This is a genomic window from Streptomyces inhibens, assembly GCF_022221585.1.
Lineage (GTDB): Bacteria > Actinomycetota > Actinomycetes > Streptomycetales > Streptomycetaceae > Streptomyces > Streptomyces inhibens.
On sequence record NZ_CP084681.1, the window covers coordinates 4,270,362 to 4,287,247 of the forward strand.

The 16,886-nt window shown below is 71.7% G+C and carries 15 protein-coding genes; 6 read left to right on the forward strand and 9 right to left on the reverse strand.

Features of this window, described 5'->3' with window-relative positions; all coding sequences use genetic code 11:
* The first annotated feature begins 54 nt into the window (after window positions 1-54).
* Both KI385_RS19415 and KI385_RS19420 read left to right on the forward strand, forming a co-directional pair.
* Window positions 55-888, forward strand: a complete 834-nt coding sequence (locus KI385_RS19415) for a L,D-transpeptidase family protein (protein ID WP_238573427.1) — start codon at window positions 55-57, stop codon at window positions 886-888.
* Window positions 881-1,996, forward strand: coding sequence for a P1 family peptidase (locus KI385_RS19420; RefSeq protein ID WP_238577757.1), 1,116 nt, complete (start codon window positions 881-883; stop codon window positions 1,994-1,996). The genes KI385_RS19415 and KI385_RS19420 overlap by 8 nt, the downstream gene beginning before the upstream one ends.
* A 267-nt stretch (window positions 1,997-2,263) precedes the next feature.
* Here KI385_RS19420 and KI385_RS19425 read toward each other — a convergent pair whose 3' ends face one another.
* Window positions 2,264-2,980 (reverse strand): VIT1/CCC1 transporter family protein, encoded by a 717-nt coding sequence (locus KI385_RS19425; RefSeq protein WP_238573428.1) that lies wholly within the window; start codon window positions 2,978-2,980, stop codon window positions 2,264-2,266.
* A gap of 85 nt (window positions 2,981-3,065) precedes the next feature.
* On the opposite strand from KI385_RS19425, the gene KI385_RS19430 reads away from it, so the two are divergent.
* The gene (locus tag KI385_RS19430; RefSeq protein WP_238573429.1) at window positions 3,066-3,689 is read left to right on the forward strand and encodes a hypothetical protein; all 624 of its coding nucleotides are present in this window, start codon (window positions 3,066-3,068) and stop codon (window positions 3,687-3,689) included.
* A gap of 97 nt (window positions 3,690-3,786) precedes the next feature.
* Here KI385_RS19430 and KI385_RS19435 read toward each other — a convergent pair whose 3' ends face one another.
* Window positions 3,787-4,146: a hypothetical protein gene (locus KI385_RS19435; RefSeq protein ID WP_238573430.1), complete on the reverse strand. Its 360-nt coding sequence runs from the start codon at window positions 4,144-4,146 to the stop codon at window positions 3,787-3,789.
* 329 nt (window positions 4,147-4,475) lie between these two features.
* On the opposite strand from KI385_RS19435, the gene KI385_RS19440 reads away from it, so the two are divergent.
* Together KI385_RS19440 and KI385_RS19445 are read left to right on the forward strand one after the other, a co-directional pair.
* Window positions 4,476-5,708 carry a CaiB/BaiF CoA transferase family protein gene (locus KI385_RS19440; protein WP_238573431.1) on the forward strand — a complete coding sequence of 411 codons (1,233 nt, stop codon included), beginning with the start codon at window positions 4,476-4,478 and terminating at the stop codon, window positions 5,706-5,708.
* An 81-nt stretch (window positions 5,709-5,789) separates the two neighbouring features.
* Window positions 5,790-7,136, forward strand: a complete 1,347-nt coding sequence (locus tag KI385_RS19445; RefSeq protein ID WP_238573432.1) for a L,D-transpeptidase — start codon at window positions 5,790-5,792, stop codon at window positions 7,134-7,136.
* 110 nt (window positions 7,137-7,246) lie between these two features.
* On the opposite strand, the gene KI385_RS19450 is transcribed toward KI385_RS19445, so the two are convergent.
* On the reverse strand, window positions 7,247-8,836 hold the full coding sequence (locus KI385_RS19450) for an MDR family MFS transporter (protein ID WP_281066878.1): 1,590 nt from the start codon (window positions 8,834-8,836) through the stop codon (window positions 7,247-7,249).
* 146 nt (window positions 8,837-8,982) lie between these two features.
* Between KI385_RS19450 and KI385_RS19455 the strand changes: the two genes are divergently transcribed.
* On the forward strand, window positions 8,983-9,765 hold the full coding sequence (locus KI385_RS19455; protein ID WP_238573433.1) for a TetR/AcrR family transcriptional regulator C-terminal domain-containing protein: 783 nt from the start codon (window positions 8,983-8,985) through the stop codon (window positions 9,763-9,765).
* A 12-nt stretch (window positions 9,766-9,777) separates the two neighbouring features.
* Here the strand turns inward: KI385_RS19455 and KI385_RS19460 are convergent, their stop codons facing one another.
* The 6 genes from KI385_RS19460 to KI385_RS19485 all read right to left on the reverse strand — a co-directional run bounded on the left by KI385_RS19460 (window position 9,778) and on the right by KI385_RS19485 (window position 16,789).
* Window positions 9,778-10,659: an NAD(P)-dependent oxidoreductase gene (locus KI385_RS19460; protein WP_238573434.1), complete on the reverse strand. Its 882-nt coding sequence runs from the start codon at window positions 10,657-10,659 to the stop codon at window positions 9,778-9,780.
* Between the two features lie 175 nt (window positions 10,660-10,834).
* Entirely contained in the window at window positions 10,835-11,497 is a 663-nt protein-coding gene (locus tag KI385_RS19465) for a hypothetical protein (RefSeq protein WP_238573435.1), read from the reverse strand.
* Window positions 11,498-11,613: 116 nt separating this feature from the next.
* Window positions 11,614-13,668: a PTS fructose transporter subunit IIABC gene (locus KI385_RS19470; protein ID WP_238573436.1), complete on the reverse strand. Its 2,055-nt coding sequence runs from the start codon at window positions 13,666-13,668 to the stop codon at window positions 11,614-11,616.
* 132 nt (window positions 13,669-13,800) lie between these two features.
* Window positions 13,801-14,748 (reverse strand): 1-phosphofructokinase, encoded by a 948-nt coding sequence (gene pfkB / locus KI385_RS19475; RefSeq protein ID WP_238573437.1) that lies wholly within the window; start codon window positions 14,746-14,748, stop codon window positions 13,801-13,803.
* Entirely contained in the window at window positions 14,745-15,527 is a 783-nt protein-coding gene (locus KI385_RS19480; RefSeq protein WP_238577759.1) for a DeoR/GlpR family DNA-binding transcription regulator, read from the reverse strand. The genes pfkB and KI385_RS19480 overlap by 4 nt, the downstream gene beginning before the upstream one ends.
* Before the next feature lie 260 nt (window positions 15,528-15,787).
* On the reverse strand, window positions 15,788-16,789 hold the full coding sequence (locus tag KI385_RS19485; protein ID WP_238573438.1) for a sigma-70 family RNA polymerase sigma factor: 1,002 nt from the start codon (window positions 16,787-16,789) through the stop codon (window positions 15,788-15,790).
* Window positions 16,790-16,886: the final 97 nt, after the last annotated feature.

A 16,886-nucleotide genomic window follows, 5' to 3' on the forward strand; every position in this document is an offset into this window, starting at 1 on the left:
CCTCCCCGGAAGCCCTGGGGCCGACCACCGTCCGCACCTGAGGAGACGCCAGACATGGCCCGCCACGCTCAGTCCCGCGCGCGGACGAGACTGTCCCGGCGCAGCAAGGCCGTGAGCGGTCTCGCCCTCTCCACGCTGATCGGCACCGCCCTGTGGGCATGGCCGGCATCGGGCGACGATCATGACGGCCGGACCGACGCCAAGAGCACCACGTCCTCGACGGCTTCCGGCCCGGACACGCCACGCACTCCCGCTGCCGCGCCGAAATCCGCCCCGAACGCCGCACGGAACATCGCTGCCGGCCGCCCGATCCCAGGCCTCAGCGACGCCGCCCGGAAGCGCATACCGGCCAACTCCCGACAGGTACTGGTCGTCACCGGCAAGGACATGGACTCCTTCCAGTCCCAGGTCGTCCTCTACACCCGCGAGGAGAGTTCGGACGACTGGGAGCCGGGTCCCACCTGGTCCGCGCACAACGCCGCGCACGGCTGGACCGATGACCACCGCTACGGCGACCTGCGCTCGCCCATCGGCGTCTACACGCTCACCGACGCCGGCGGCCGGCTGCCCGCCCCCGACGGCACCAAGCTGCCCTACGACCACAACAGCAGCTTTGTCGCCGACGGCACCGGCGTGGAGGGCGAGCCGCTGGCCGGCGCCTTCGACTACGTCATCGCCATCAACTACAACCGGGAGCCGGGCACCTCCCCCCTGGACCCGCAGCGCCCCTGGGGCGACGCCAAGGGCGGCGGCGTCTGGCTGCATGTCGACCACGACGGCCCCACTCAGGGCTGTGTGAGCCTCAAGCCCAAGGTGATGCGGCAGCTGCTGCGCACCCTCGATCCGGACCTGCACCCGGTCATCGTGATGGGACCGGCCGATTACTGACCGACCCGGCGCGCCGACCCCGGGGCCGCGGGACGCACTGACCGACGTCCGCGGCCTCCGGGTCGGCCACGCCCAACGCATCGGCGACGGCCATCTGACCGGCACCACCGTCGTCCTCGCCCCCGAGGGCGGCGCCGTCGCGGCCGTCGACGTACGCGGGGGCGGTCCCGGCACCCGGGAGACCGACGCGCTCGACCCACGCAACCTCGTCCAGCGCATCGAGGCGATCGTGCTGACCGGCGGTAGCGCCTTCGGTCTTGACGCCGCGTCCGGTGTCGCCCGCTGGCTGGAGGACCACGCGCGCGGCTTCCGCGTCGGCCCCGACCCCTCCCAGGTCGTACCGGTCGTACCCGCCGCGGCCCTCTTCGACCTGGGCCGCGGCGGCGACTGGCGGGCCCGCCCCGACGCCGCACTGGGCCGCGCCGCCGCCGAGGCCGCGGCGGCCACCGGGCCCGGCGCCCCCGTCGCCCAGGGCAACACCGGCGCCGGCACCGGCGCCGTGGCCGGCGGCCTCAAGGGCGGCATCGGCACGGCAAGCACGGTCCTCCCCTCGGGCACCACCGTCGCCGCACTCGCCGCCGTCAACGCGGCGGGCTCCCTCACCGACCCCCGCACCGGCGCCCTCTACGGCCGCCTCACCGACGGCCACACCGCCCTCCCCTCCCCCGAGGCACACACCTCCGCCCTACGCCGCCTGGCCGAGGCCCAGCGGATATCCGAGTCCCGTTCGGCCGCGGCCATCCGCCCACCCCTCAACACCACCCTCGCCGTGGTCGCCACCGACGCCACCCTCACCCGCGCCCAGGCCCACAAACTCGCCGGCACCGCCCACGACGGCCTGGCCCGCGCCGTCCGCCCCGTACATCTCCTGTCCGACGGCGACACGGTCTTCGCCCTGTCCACCGCCACCCGCCCCCTCACCCCCGAAGCGGCCACCATCGACCCGGCATTCGGCGTACACGCAGAGGCCGGCGCCCTCAACGAAATCCTCACCGCCGGCGCAGACGTCCTCACCCGCGCCATCGTCCGGGCGGCCCTGTCGGCAGAGACGGTGGACGGCCCGGGGGGCGTGTTTCCTTCGTACCGGGACCTGTACGGGAACGGCTGACCTCAGCGACAGCTCCGGCCGTAAGGGCAATCGGTACGGCGGGACGGACGCCGATGCACGGAGGCCGGAGGGGATGCCCGGTGTCCCGCCCGCAGGACCTGGAGCAAACGCCGGGGTAATCAATCCTATGGAGCCGAGACGCCCGCGCCGTGGGGGCACCTCCCGGCCGAAGGCTGGGGGAGGGGTACCGGGTGTCCCCTCCGGCCCACCCACCCACCAAGCGACAGCGCACCCGGCCCAAGCCGACGGCGACAGCCAAGCCAGCCGTCAAACCCCCGCAGCCCCCAACACCACCCCCGCCCCATACGTCACCGCCATAGCCACCGCCCCACCCCCAGCATTCCGCACCACCGCCCGCCCCACCGGCGCAGCCCCCAACCGCGCACTGCTCCACCCACACACCGCCAACGCAACCAACACCGCAACCACCGTGATCCACAACCGATGCGCGGCAGGCGGCAGCACAATCGCCAGCAACGGCAACAACGCCCCCGCCGTGAACGCCAGAAAGCTCGCCCCCGCCGCATGCCAGGGATTGGTGAGCTCATCGGGATCGATGCCCAACTCGACCTCCGCATGGGCACGCAACGCATCATGCGCGGTGAGCTGCTCCGCGACCTCCCCCGCCAGCCGCTCGTTCAGCCCCTTGTCCACCAACAACTCGGTCAACTCGATGAGTTCGGCCTGCGGCTCCGTCGCCAGCTCGCGCTTCTCCTGCGCGAGTGCGGCCTTCTCCGAGTCCCGCTGGGTGGAGACCGACACATACTCGCCGGCCGCCATCGACATCGACCCCGCCAGCAGCCCGGCCAGCCCCGCCGTCAACAACGCGCCTCGGCTGTCAGTCGCTCCGGCGACACCGACGACGAGCCCGGCGGTGGAGACGATCCCGTCGTTGGCACCGAGGACCGCCGCCCGCAGCCAGTTGAGCCGGGTGCCGAGCCCGCCGCCGTGCGCCTCACCGTGCTCGGGTGTCTGCAACGTCACCTGCAGAGCGTCTCATCCGCACCGACCGTGGCCCCGCTCGACGCCCCCGCATCGTCCCGAATTGGCCGGTGGTAGAAACGGCGGTATGTCCGCACCGCCCCCCTCCCGGCCTCCGCAACCTCCACCCCCCACGCTCGTCCAGCCGGCCCCCCGCAAGCCCGCCCCACGCCGTCGCCTGTGGTGGCACCGGCTGATATTCGGGCTCTGGTACCGGCCGGTGGAAGTCCTGGACGAGGCACGGGACCGCAGTGCGTGGAGCGCGGCGGTGCTGCTGTCGTTGATCGGCGGCGGTATCGGGGTGCTGTCGGCGGACGCGTTCCGCGGCCAGTGGGCGGCCGACCGCTCGGCGGCGCTGCAACTGGCCGGGCTGGCCGAGGCGGGAGTGCTGGCCGCCAGCCTCGCCCTGGGCGCGGTCACCCATGCCATCGCCCGCACCCTCGGCGGCAGCGGCCGCTTCGCGCCGACCGCGAGCCTGTTCATCGTGCTCTTTTGGGTGACGGATCTGCCGCGGCTGGGGATAGCGGCCTGGCTGCCGACCGACGCCACGTTCGTGCAGGCCGCGACCTGGACCACCTGGGGCTTCGGTTACGTACTGGCGGTGCTGCTCATACGTGGCCAGCACCACCTGTCGACCTTGAAGTCCTTGACGTCGGTATCGGTGCAGATGCTGGCCGCACTGGCCCTGCTGAGACTGAGCCTGGTCCGCTGATCACCGGCCACACCGGTATCAACTCCGGCTGGTCGACCGGCCACGCCGCTATCGACTCCGGCTGGTCAGCTGATCAGCCGGAACCGGCCGGCCGATATCAACTCCGGCTGGTCAGCTGCCGTACGAGCTCCTCGAACGTCTCCCGCTCGGCGGCGCTCAGCTCCACGCACTCCGACGGCGGCCCGGCCGGCCCGGTCTGCCGGGGCACCGAGCCGAGCAGCTCCGGCGGCACCGCCGGCCCGTGTCCGGGCAGCTCCGGTCCCGACAGGGGCCGCCCGGACGAACCCTGCGGCCCACGGGGCGCGTATCGTGCACGCATCTCCCGCCGATCCCGCCGCATCGCCGCCTCGTACCGCCCCCGGCGCAGCAGTCTGATCATGCCGACGGCCCAGAGCACGCCCAGCGCGAAAAGCAGGGCGAAGCCGATCTGCTGCAGAATCGAAGCGGAGAGGAGCATGCGGTCCTCCAGGACGGATGAGGCGCGGGCTGGAGCCAGTAGACACCACACCTCAGGGCTTCCGACAGGGGGATCTTGGGACTTAAGCCCCAAAGTGACGCATCTCCTATGACATTTCGTCGCATTCCCGGCACAACACCGCAGAGCGGTCATCCACCCCCCGCCCCGCGCCCCATGCACGAAGCCGCCCGAAAGACCGCCCGCGAAGCCGCCCAAGAGGCCGCCCCGACAGGATTCGCCCCGCCCCGTTGGACACCCCGGAGGCTTCCCCGGGCGAAGATCGTCCTTGACGATGACGGCACATCGTCCGCGACGTGAGGAGTACCCACGTGCCGCAGCCGCCCCGGCCGCAGCCCCGACCGCCCGCCGACGCCGACACCCTCGCCGAGCCACCCGCCCGCGCCCTGGACGGCATCCTCGTCGCGGACTTCAGCCGGGTACTGGCCGGGCCGCTGGCCGCCGCGACGCTCGCCGACCTCGGCGCCGAGGTGATCAAGGTGGAACGGCCGGGCACCGGGGACGACACCCGCGCCTGGGGGCCGCCGTTCGCCCAGGACGGCACCGCCGCGTACTTCGACGCCGCGAACCGCTCCAAGCGCGGCCTGGCCCTGGATCTCGGCGATCCGGACGATGCGACCGCGGCCCGCGAGTTGGCCCGCCGGGCCGACGTACTGATCGAGAACTTCCGCCCCGGCTCGCTCGCCAAGTACGGCCTGGACCACACCGCGACCCGCGCCGCCAACCCGGGCCTGGTGCACTGCACCATCACCGGTTTCGGCTCCGGCGCCGGCGCCCGGCTGCCCGGCTACGACTTCGTCGTACAGGCCGTCGGAGGGCTGATGAGCATCACCGGCGAGCCCGGCGGTACGCCCCTGAAGGCGGGCGTCGCGCTGGTGGACGTACTGACCGCGAAGGACGCCACCACCGGCATCCTCGCCGCGCTGCGCCACCGCGACCGCACCGGCCAGGGCCAGCTGGTGGAGGTGAATCTGCTCTCGTCCCTGCTGGGCTCGCTGGTCAATCAGGCGTCCGGCCAGCTGGCCACCGGCCGCGATCCGGACCCGATGGGCAATCGCCATCCGAGCATCGCCCCGTACGAGACGCTGGCCTGCCGGGACGGGCAGCCGCTCGCGGTGGCCGTGGGCAACGACCGCCAATTCCGGGCGCTGGCGCAGGCGCTGGGCGCGCCGGAACTTGCCGACGATGCCCGGTTCGCCCGCAATCAGGATCGGGTACAAAACCGCACAGATCTCATCAAATCACTGGAAGACCTGCTGGCCGCCGACACCCCGCGAAACTGGGCCGGGCGACTGACCGCGGCATCGGTTCCCTGCGGCCCGGTCAACACCCTCTCCGAGGCGCTGGAGTTGGCCAGGAGCCTCGGACTCGACCCGGTCACCCCCGTCGGGGAAGGGCGGATCCCCCAAGTCACCAGCCCGCTCCGCCTCTCGGGGACGCCGGTGGCCCAACCCACCGCCCCACCCCGCCTGGACGAACACGGCACGGCACTGCGAACCTGGCTGTCGGGACCGGCCGACCGCTCCCTACCGCCGCAGATGTGACCTTCGTCACAAGGTGGCCGTACCCGCAACCAAATCCGCCCGCTCGTGCTGTTTACCAGCACGGAACCACAACCCCCTGTGATGGAGCAGCTCGTGACAACGCCGGACACCCCCGCGCCCGCTCGGTCCCGCACCCCGCACCAGCTGCTCCCGTCAGTCGAGCAGCCGGCGTCCGGTGCTCCGCGCCGTAACCGGCGGATGCGCCGCACGCTTGCCGTGACGGCCCTGTTCGCAGCGGGTGCGCTGACCCTGTCCGCCTGTGGCGGGGACGCCTCGGCCGGCGGCAACGATGACGGCAAGAACGGCCAGGCCGGCGCGGACGCCGCGGCAGCCAAGAACGCCTCCGACGTCAAGATCAAGGTCTCGTCGGAGGACGGCTCCACCAACGCCAGCATCAACGACACCGGTGTGAAGGTCACCGGCGGCAAGTTGACCGAGGTGAAGCTCACCGACGCCGACTCCGGCAAGGACGTCGCCGGTGCCATATCGGCCGACGGCACGTCCTGGAAGCCGGGCGTCCAGCTGGAGCGCGGCACCAAGTACCGGATCGTGGCGAAGGCCAAGGACGCCAAGGGCCGGTCCGCCACCGAGAACGCCACCTTCACAACGGTCTCCTCGGCCAACAGCTTCATCGGCAGCTACACCCCCGACAACGGCAAGACCGTCGGCGTCGGCATGCCGGTGTCCTTCAACTTCGACAAGGTGATCACCAACAAGAAGGACGTCCAGTCCCACATCACGGTGACCTCCAGCAGCGGCCAGCATGTCGTCGGCCACTGGTTCGGCGCCCAGCGCCTGGACTTCCGTCCTCAGGACTACTGGAAGGCCGGCTCCAAGGTCACCATGAAGATCGACCTGGACGGGGTGAAGGGCGGTCAGGGCATCACCGGTGTGCAGTCCAAGACGGTGACCTTCACGATCGGGCGCTCGCAGGTCTCCACGGTCGACATGAACACCCAGACCATGACGGTCAAGCGGGACGGCAAGACCTACAAGTCCATCCCGATCTCCGGCGGCAGCCCCCAGAACCCCACCTACAACGGCCAGATGGTGATCTCGGAGAAGTTCGAGCAGACCCGGATGGACGGCTCGACGGTCGGCTTCAAGAACAAGGACGGCAAGGGCGAGTACGACATCCCTGATGTCCCGCACGCCATGCGACTGTCGGCCTCCGGCACCTTCATCCACGGCAACTACTGGGGCCCCACGTCCATCTTCGGCAACTCCGGCACCAGCCACGGCTGCGTCGGCCTGCGGGACCAGAAGGGCGGCGGTGGCGACACCCCGGGCAAGTGGTTCTTCAACGAGTCGCTGATCGGCGATGTCGTCATCGTGAAGAACTCGGACGACCAGACCATCAAGCCGGACAACGGCCTCAACGGCTGGAACCTGTCCTGGTCCGAGTGGCAGGCGGGCAGCGCGGCCTGACGGACGACGCCCGCGGCTGACGCGCAAAGGCGGTGGCCGGTCCCCGAGAGGGGCCGGCCACCGCCTTTCGTCTTCGGCGTGCCCGAGCGGCCCACCGGCCCGCCGGCCCGTCAGCCCGCCGGCTCCTCCGCACTCCGCAGCGGCTCCTCCCGTACGCACCACGCCACCGCGAAGCCGAGTACGGCCAGCACCGCGGCGCCGATGAGGACGCCGTGCAGCCCGCTGGTGACCGCCGCCCGGTAGGCGCCCCGCACCGGCCCGGCCAGCTCGTCCAGCAGCTGCGGCGTCAGCTGCCCGGACCCCGCCGTCAGCCGTCGCGCGGCGGACTCCCCGACCCGGTCGGCGAGTCCGCCGCGCAGCCGGGCGGTGAAGAGTGCGCCCAGCAGGGCGACGCCGAGCGAGCCACCGAGCGTCCGCAGCAGCGTGACCGTGCCGCTGGCGGCCCCCATGTCACGCGGCGCCGCGCTGTTCATGGTGATGATCATGGTGCTCTGCATGACGAACCCGATGCCCATCCCCGCCACGACGGTGAGCGCCGAGGCCACGGCCGTCGCGGTGTCCGTACCGAGCAGCAACAGCAGCAGGACGCCGGCGGTCAGCACCCCGCCGCCCACGATCGGATAGATCCGGTAGCGGCCGTTGCGGCTGATCAGCGCGCCGGTGCCGAGCTGTACGCCGAGCATCCCGAACATCAGCGGCAGCAACAGCAGACCGCTGGCCGTCGGCGACAGGGACCGCACGAACTGCATGTACTGCGGCAGATAGCTGGTCGCGCCGAGCATCACCGCGCCGACCAGGAAGCTCAGGATCTGCGCCACGGTGAAGTTGCGGCTGCGGAACAGCCGGGGCGGGATGACCGGCTCCGCGGCCCGTCGTTCGACCCGTACGAACCAGGCCAGCGCCACCACGCCCACCGCCGCCAGCCCGAGAATCTGCGGCGATCCCCACCCGTAGCGAACACCGCCCCAACTGGCCAGCAGGGTCAGCGCCAGGATGGCGACGGACAGCAGCACCGCGCCCAGGTAGTCGATCCGCGCCGTGCTCCGCTCGGTGCGTGCCAGCCGGATCCCCACCCCCACGATCACCAGCGCCACCGCCCCGAGCGGCACATTCACATAGAACGCCCACCGCCAGCTCAGATGGTCCGTGAGGAACCCGCCCAGCAGCGGCCCGCCGATGAACGCGACCGGCATCATGCCGCCGATCATCGACTGCATCCGGCCGCTCTCCCGGGGCGGCACCAGCACCCCGATGATCGACAGCGCGCCGACCATCAACCCGCCCGCACCCAGCCCCTGCAGGGCCCGGAAGGCGATCAGCTGCCCCATGTCCTGCGACAGCCCGGACAGCATCGACCCGGCCAGAAAGACCACGATCGCCGCCATGAAGGTGCCCTTGCGGCCGTAGAGATCGCCCAGCTTCCCCCAGATCGGTGTCGCCACGGCGGTGGTGAGCAGATAGGCCGTCACCACCCACGACAGCTGTTCCAGCCCCCCGAGCTCACCGACGATCGTGGGCAGCGCGGTCCCCACGATCATGCCGTCCACCATCGCCAGGAACATCCCCAGCAGCAGCCCGAACACCCCGAAGTACAGCGACCGCGGCCGCCGTCGCCGCGCTCCGCTTCCCGCCGCCTCGTCGGCCCCCTGGGCTCCTACAGCCCCTTCGGCCCGGTCGGCCGGTTCCCCCGCCACCCTCACTGCGCCCCCTCCAGATGTGTGTACGACACGCCTCGTGTACGGCGTATCGAGCGGGATACAACGTACACACGAGCGTGTACAACGTCTACTCCTGATACGTTGTACGCCACGCTCCGGGAGGATCCGGGAAGGAATCGAGGCGCCCCATGGCCAGCAGGAAAGCCGCCGACGGCAAGGACCGGGAGCCGGCCACCCCCGCCACGGACGCGGCGGCCCCGGCCGCGATCTCCCTCTGGGAGCGCCTGGACCGCCCGGCGCCGGCCCCCCGCGCCGCCCTCACGCCGCAGAAGATCGCCGCGGCCGCCGTACGGATCGCCGACGCCGACGGCATCGACGCCGTCACCATGCGCCGCCTGGCCACCGAACTGGGTGTCGCCCCCATGGCCGCCTACCGCTATGTCTCCGGCAAGGGCGACCTCCTCGACCTGATGACGGACGCGGTCTACGCGGACCTCAAGCTGCCCGACGACATCGACGACTGGCGCGAGGTCATGCGCGCCGGCGCGCTGCGCACCCGCGAGATCGTGCTGAGCCACCCCTGGCTCATCCAGATCTCCTCACCGCAGGCGCTGCGCGCGCTCACCCCCCACCGGATGGCCGTGGCCGAGCGCGCGCTCTCCGCCCTGGACGGGCTGGGGCTCGACATCGACGCGATGATGTCCGTGCTCGGCACCGTCAACTCCTATGTCCACGGTGCGGTGTCCGCCGAATGCGCCCAGTACCTCCTGATGAAGGAGCAGGGCTGGACCAGCACCGACGACCTGCGGCTGGCCCTCGCCCCCCAGATGCGCTATCTGCTGAGCACCGGCCGCTATCCGACCTACCGGCGCTACATCCACGAAGCCACCCGCAAGGACGACCCGCAGTGGCGCTTCGAAACCGGCCTGGACAGCGTCCTCGACGGCATCGCGGCCCGGCTGGAAATCTGACCTTCCGTCAGTTCAGCGCGGATGCACCAGCTCCACCACACCCGCGAACCCCTCGCTCCCATGGCCGTCCGCCACCCGTCGCCGCATCAGCGCGAACAGCGGCGCGAAGAGCTCGGCGCTGACACCCTGCGCGCGGCTCACCTCCCCGATGCTGTCGTGCGAGACCTGCATGGCGAGGGGTGAGCCGGTGACCGCGTAATCGCCGGAGTCGATCTGCGCCGCCATCGCGGGCAGGCCGCCGGCCATCGCCCGCAGCCACGGCAGCAGCAGCGTCGTGGTGAACTCCGCCACCGGACCGCCCGCCGAGCGCACCAGCGCGGCCGCGTGTGCAAAGCCGCCGAACATCCCGTACATGCCGCTCAGCAGCGCGAGGTCGTTCAGCGGCGCCAGCCCGGGGTCCTCCCCCAGGTAGACGCTGCGGGCGAACGTGTCCAGCAGCTCCCGATGCGCCTCGAACGCCTCCCGCGAACCGCTGTAGAGCACAAACGCCTCGGGGCGCGCGATGATCTCGGGGACGGCCATGATCCCGCCGTCGAGATAGGCGGCGCCGAGCGCCGTCACCCGCTCCGCCATCGCTCGGGCCTCCTCGGGCGCCCCATTGGTCACATTGACCACCACCCGCCCCTGCAGCGCCGCGCGCCCGACGCCCTGCCCCTCCAACAGGGGGCCGATATCGGCGTAATCGAGGATGCAGACGATGACCACCTCACCGGCGGTGACCGCCTCGGCCACGGAACCGGCGCGCCGCGCACCCCGCCCGACCAGCCCCTCGTCCTTGCCGGGCGTCCTGTTCCACACGGTCACCTGATGGCCGGCCGCGAGCAGCGCGGCCGCCAGCGCCGTACCCATGCTCCCCAGACCGAGGACCGCCACACTCTTCCCTGCCGTCGTCACGAACCGAACTCCCGCCTCGTTGCCACTGGTTCAGCGGCCGTCACATGCTCCGACGGCCGCTGAACCAGTCTTGGCGGGAGTCCGGTACCGGACAAGTACCTACTTTTTAGTGCGTACTTACCTCAAGGTGAGTGCGGTGCCGGGTGGGTGCGCGGGTGCCCGTACGGGTGGCCCCTCACTGGCGGTAGTGCTCGACGACCTTCGTGGCCGCGCCGCCGTCCACCGTGACCCGGACCTCGACGCTGCCGAGCCTGGCCGCCTTGCGCAGGTCGGCGAGGGTGCACGGGATGGTGCCGTAGCCGGAGCCGTCCGCGTGGACCCGGCCGTCGGGGGCCTCGCAGATCGCCGCCGCGCCAAGCACCTTGGTGCTGTCGGCGAGGAAGAACGCCTGCTCCGCGCCGCTCTTCGGGGCCACCGTGAGCTTGTCCTCGGTGAGCCACTGCAGCGTGCCGACCCAGGTGCCGCTGACGCCCTTACGGCCGGTGGACGCACCGCCCTGGCCACCGGAACCGCCGCCCGCCTGCTGCCCACCCGTAGCGGACGCACCCGAGGAGGAACCACCGGACGCGGAACCCCCGGAAGCGGAACCTCCGGAAGCGGAGCCGCCGGACGCGGAACCCCCGGTGGACGAGCCTCCGGTGGACGAACCCCCGGTCGCCTTCGAGCCGCCGTCCGAGCCGCCGTCCGAGGCGCCCTGGCTGCTCGACGAGGCCGAGGGCGCGGCCGACGCCTTGTCGTCCCCGTTCTGGCAGGCGGTCAGCGAGAGCGCCGCGGCGGCGATGAGCGAGGCGGCGGCGAGACGACGCCCGCGGCGGCGGGTGGCGACAGAGAGCGACACAGGAATCCCCCGAGCTGGTGAGTGGTGCCCTTCGGCGTGATGACCTCGACTCTCACCGAACCGGCTAAAGATCCACTAACACGCGGGTAACAACGCCTCGCGGCCGCGAGTGGCGGTCAGGCGGCGACCGTTACCTCGGTGTCCTCGGGGGCCGATGTGTCCACCGACCCGGTGGCCGGCGACTTGCGCAGGCCCTTGAGGAGGATGACCAGGGCCGTGCTGACGACCGTACCCGCGGCGATGGCGAGCAGGTAGAGCAACGGCTGGCCGATCAGGGGGACGACGAAGATCCCGCCGTGCGGGGCGCGGAGGGTGCAGCCGAAGGCCATCGACAGGGCGCCGGTGACCGCGCCGCCGGCCATCGCGGAGGGAATGACGCGCAGCGGATCGGCGGCGGCGAACGGAATCGCGCCCTCGGTGATGAACGAGGCACCGAGCACCCAGGCCGCCTTGCCGTTCTCCCGCTCGGCCTTGGTGAAGAGCCGGCCGCGGACGGTCGTGGCCAGCGCCATCGCCAGCGGCGGGACCATACCGGCCGCCATCACCGCGGCCATGACCTTCAGACTGCCCTCGTTGGGGTTGGCGAGACCGCCGACCGCGAAGGCGTACGCGACCTTGTTCAGCGGGCCGCCGAGGTCGAAGCACATCATCAGGCCGAGAAGCGCGCCCAGGATGATCGCGTTGGCGCCGGAGAGACCGGACAGCCAGTCGGTCAGGCCCTTCTGCAACGCGGCGATCGGCTTGCCGACCACGAGGAACATCAGGAAACCGACGATCACCGACGAGATGAGCGGTATGACGACCACCGGCATGATGCCGCGCAACACCGGTGGGATGCTTACCCGTTGGATCGCCAGCACCACCGCACCCGCGATGAGTCCGGCGATCAGGCCGCCGAGGAAGCCCGCGTTGATGGTGAGGGCGAGGGCACCGCCGACGAAGCCCGGGACGAGGCCGGGCCGGTCCGCCATGCCGTACGCGATGAAACCGGCCAGGACCGGGACGAGGAAGCCGAAGGCCACGCTGCCGATCTGGAAGAGCAGGGCCGCCCAGCTGGTGGACTCGGTCCAGATGAAGTGTTCGGCGACGGACGGCGCCTTGTTGATCGTGTAGCCGCCGATGGCGAAGGCGAGGGCGATCAGCAGGCCGCCCGCGGCGACGAATGGCACCATGTAACTGACGCCGGTCATCAACCATTTGCGCAGACGGGTGGCGAAGCGGTCGGTGGCGTCGGCGCCCCTGTCCATGGGCATGCCGGCCCGCGCCGGGGCGCTCACCTCGCCGCGTTCGGCCTTCTCGCGTACCTCGGCGATGAGTTCGGCGGGGCGGTTGATGCCCGCCTTCACCCCGACGTCGACGGTGGGCTTCCCGGCGAACCGTTCCTTCTCCCGTACCTCGACGTCATGCGCGAGGATCACGCCGTCCGCGTCCGCGACCAGCTGCGGGTCGAGCCGCTTGAACCCGGCCGAGCCCTGCGTCTCGACGAACACCTCGACGCCGGCGGCCTGTCCGGCCTTCTCCAGCGACTCGGCGGCCATGTAGGTGTGCGCGATACCGGTGGGGCAGGAGGTGATGGCGACGATACGGAAGGGGGCGGGGGCGGGAGCGGTCTCCGCTTCGGCTTCGGCGTTGGCGCCCACCTTCGCCTCCGCGTCCGTCTCCGCGCCCGTCTCCGCGCCCGTCTCCACGTCGGCCCCGGCTTCAGCCGACGGGGCGGACTCCGCCGCAGGCTCGTCGCCGCGGATCAGTGCCGCCGCGGCCTCCCCTTCGGTGGCGGACCGCAGCGCGCCGGTGAAGGACTCGTCCATCAGATGGCGGGCGAGCGTCGAGAGGATCGACAGATGGTCGGCGTCGCCGCCCGCCGGGGCCGCGATCAGGAAGATCAGGTCGGCCGGGCCGTCCGGCGCACCGAAGTCGATACCCGAGGCGCTGCGTCCGAAGGCCAGCGTCGGCTCGGTGACATGCGCGCTACGGCAGTGCGGAATGCCGATCCCGCCGTCCAGACCGGTCGGCATCTGGGCCTCGCGTGCGGCCACATCCGCGAGGAAGCCCTCCAGGTCGGTGACGCGACCGGAGGTGACCATCCGCTCGGCCAGCGCGCGTGCGGCGGCGTCCTTCGTTTCTGCGGACAGGTCGAGGTCGACCAGTTCCGCGGTGATCAGCTCACTCATCGCGGGCTCCCTTGCGCGCGGTACCGCCGGACGGCGGTGGGGACGGAACGGGGGGTGGCTGGGGACCCGGAGGTCGCAGAAGATCGATGCCTCGCGGGCGGCCGAGGACGCGCGGAGCGGTGCGGCGGGCAGTCATGACACCGGCTCCGTCAGCGCGCGGTCGAGCGGCACCTCGTCCGTCGTCGTCACGGCCGCCATATCGAGATCGGCCGGCGTCGGCATCAGACTGCCGGGCAGCTGGACGGCGGCCGCGCCGTGCGCCACCGCGGCGGCCAGCGCCGCCACGCCGGTACCGCCCGCCGCGAGGAAACCGGCCAGCGAGGCATCGCCCGCGCCGACATTGCTGCGGACGGCGGTGACCGGGGCGCTGCCGAAATGGGTGCCGTCCTCGTCGACCAGGAGCTGGCCGTCCGCCCCCAGGGAGGCCAGTACGGCGCGGGCGCCCCACGCCCGCAGCTCCTCGGCGGCCTTGACCGCGTCGCCCACGGTGGCGAGCGGGCGGCCGACGGCCTGCGCCAGCTCCTCGGCGTTCGGCTTGACGACGTCCGGGCCTTCGCGCAGCGCCGCGGTCAGCGACGGTCCGGAGGTGTCCAGGGCGATCCGGGCGCCGGCGCGATGGGCGCGGGCGACCAGTTCGGCGTACCACTCGGGTGCGAGCCCGCGCGGCAGGCTGCCGCAGCAGGCGATCCAGTCGGCTCCCGCCGAACGCTCGCCGACCTTCCGCAGCAGCGCCTCCGACTCGTCGCCGGTCAGCTCGGGGCCGGTCGCGTTGATCTTCGTGAGCGTGCCGTCGGGTTCGGCCACCGAGATGTTGGAGCGGGTCTGGCCGGCCACCGGCACGCCCGCCACCTCGATGCCCTCGGCGCCCAGCAGCCCGGCCAGGGCGGCGCCGGCGGGGCCGCCGAGCGGCAGCACCGCGAGGGTGATGTGTCCGGCGGCGGCGACCGCCCGCGAGACATTGACGCCCTTGCCGCCGGGGTCGATCCGGTCGGCGGTGGCCCGCAGCACGGCTCCACGGTCCAGCGCCGGGATCTCGTACGTACGGTCCAGGCTGGGGTTGGGGGTGACGGTGAGGATCATGCGCGTACCACTTCCGTGCCCGCGCGCTCGATGGCGAGGGCGTCGTCGGGGCTCAGGCCGGTGTCGGTGATGAGCAGGTCCACGTCCGACAGCTCGCCGAAGCGGGCGAAGTGCTGCTGCCCGAATTTGGCGGAGTCGGCGAGGAGGACGACCCGGCGGGCGGCGGCGATCAGCGCCCGCTTGACCGCGGCCTCCGCGAGGTCGGGGGTGGTCAGTCCGCCGTCGAGGGAGAAGCCGTTGGTCGCGAGGAACAGCACATCGGCGTTGATCTCGCGGTAGGCGCGCAGCGCCCAGTCGTCGACCGCGGCGCGCGTACGGCGCCGGATTCGGCCGCCTACGAGGTGGAGGGTGAGGCCGGGGTGGTCGGCCAGCCGGGCCGCGACCGGCAGGCCGTGTGTGACGACCGTGAGCTCGGCCTCCAGCGGGATCTCGGCGGCGAGCCGGGCGGCGGTCGTACCGGCGTCCAGGATCACGCTGCCGGACCTGCCGGCGCCGTCCTCGCCTCCGGGGAGCTCGGCGAGCGCGGCCCGGGCGATGCGCTGCTTCTCGTCGGCGGCGACGGCGTCCCGCTCGGCCAGGTCCGGCTCGAAGTCCAGCCGGCCGGCCGGGATGGCGCCGCCGTGCACCCTGCGCACCAGGCCGGCCCGGTCCAGGGCCTTCAGATCGCGCCGCACGGTCTCGGCGGTGACCTGGAACTCCTCCGCGAGGGAGAGCACATCGACCCGTCCGCCCTCACGGGCAAGACGCAGGATCTCCTGCTGGCGCTCCGGTGCATACATCAGTGTTTGTGTCCGTTCCATGCCCGAACCTGTGGTTTCACTGCGATGCTACGCCTGGATTTCCGAGAAGTAAACGGATTCGGGCTTCAGTCAGACTCAAACGGACATCGGCGGGTAGGGGAGGGCGTCGGTCGCCCCGCCCTGGGACGCACAGGACACACGTGACGCGAAGACACACGGGACGCAGAAGACACGCGGGACACAAAGGAGCCCCGACGCCAGAAGTGGCACCGGGGCTCGTCCTATCGGGTACGGGGGGCTTACGCGGCCGCGTCGAATCCCGTGTCACGCGCCATCCGCTTCAGTTCGAGCAGCGCGTGCTTCTCGATCTGCCGGATCCGCTCGCGGGTCAGGCCGTGCTGCTTGCCGACCTCGGTCAGCGTGCGCTCGCGGCCGTCCTCGATGCCGTACCGGGCCTTGATGATCGAGGCGGTGCGGTGGTCGAGGCGGTCGATCAGATCCTCCAGCTCCTCGCTGCGCAGCAGCGTGAGCACGGACTGCTCGGGCGAGGCCGCGGAGGTGTCCTCCAGCAGATCGCCGAACTGGGTGTCGCCGTCGTCGTCCACCGACATGTTGAGGCTGACCGGGTCGCGCGCCCAGTCAAGTACGTCGATGACGCGGGCGGGCGTGGAGCCCAGCTCGCCGGCGACCTCCTCCGGCTCCGGGTCACGGCCGTTCTGGCGGTTGAACTCGCGCTGCACACGACGGATCCGGCCAAGCTCCTCGACGAGGTGCACGGGCAGCCGGATCGTGCGCGACTGGTCGGCGATGGAGCGGGTGATGGCCTGACGGATCCACCACGTCGCATACGTCGAGAACTTGAAGCCCTTGGCGTAGTCGAACTTCTCCACGGCACGCACCAGACCGGCGTTGCCCTCCTGGATCAGATCCAGCAGCGGCAGCCCGGCGCGCGGGTAGCGGCGGGCGACCGCGACGACCAGGCGCAGGTTGGACCGGATGAAGACATCCTTGGCCCTGGCGCCCTCCGCGGCCAGCGCCTCGAGTTCCTCGCGGCCGGCACCTGCGGCGTTGCCGTCGGTGACCTCGCCGTCCAGGATCTGCTGGGCGTAGACACCCGCCTCGATGGTCTGGGACAGCTCAACCTCCTTGGCGGCGTCGAGCAGGGGTGTTCGCGCGATCTCGTCGAGGTACATGCCGACCAGGTCGCGGTCGGCGATCTCCCCGCCTACGGCGCGAACACTGTTGGCCCCGTCAGAAGCGCTGGTGCTTTCCTGACGACGGGCGACGGCACGGGTTGCCATGCGTGTGCTCCCTTTGCGATGAGTCGGTCGCGGGACGGTGGGCGGGCCGGTCGGTGCACCGAGTGCCGATGCTCACCGCGTGGTCCGTCCGAAGGAA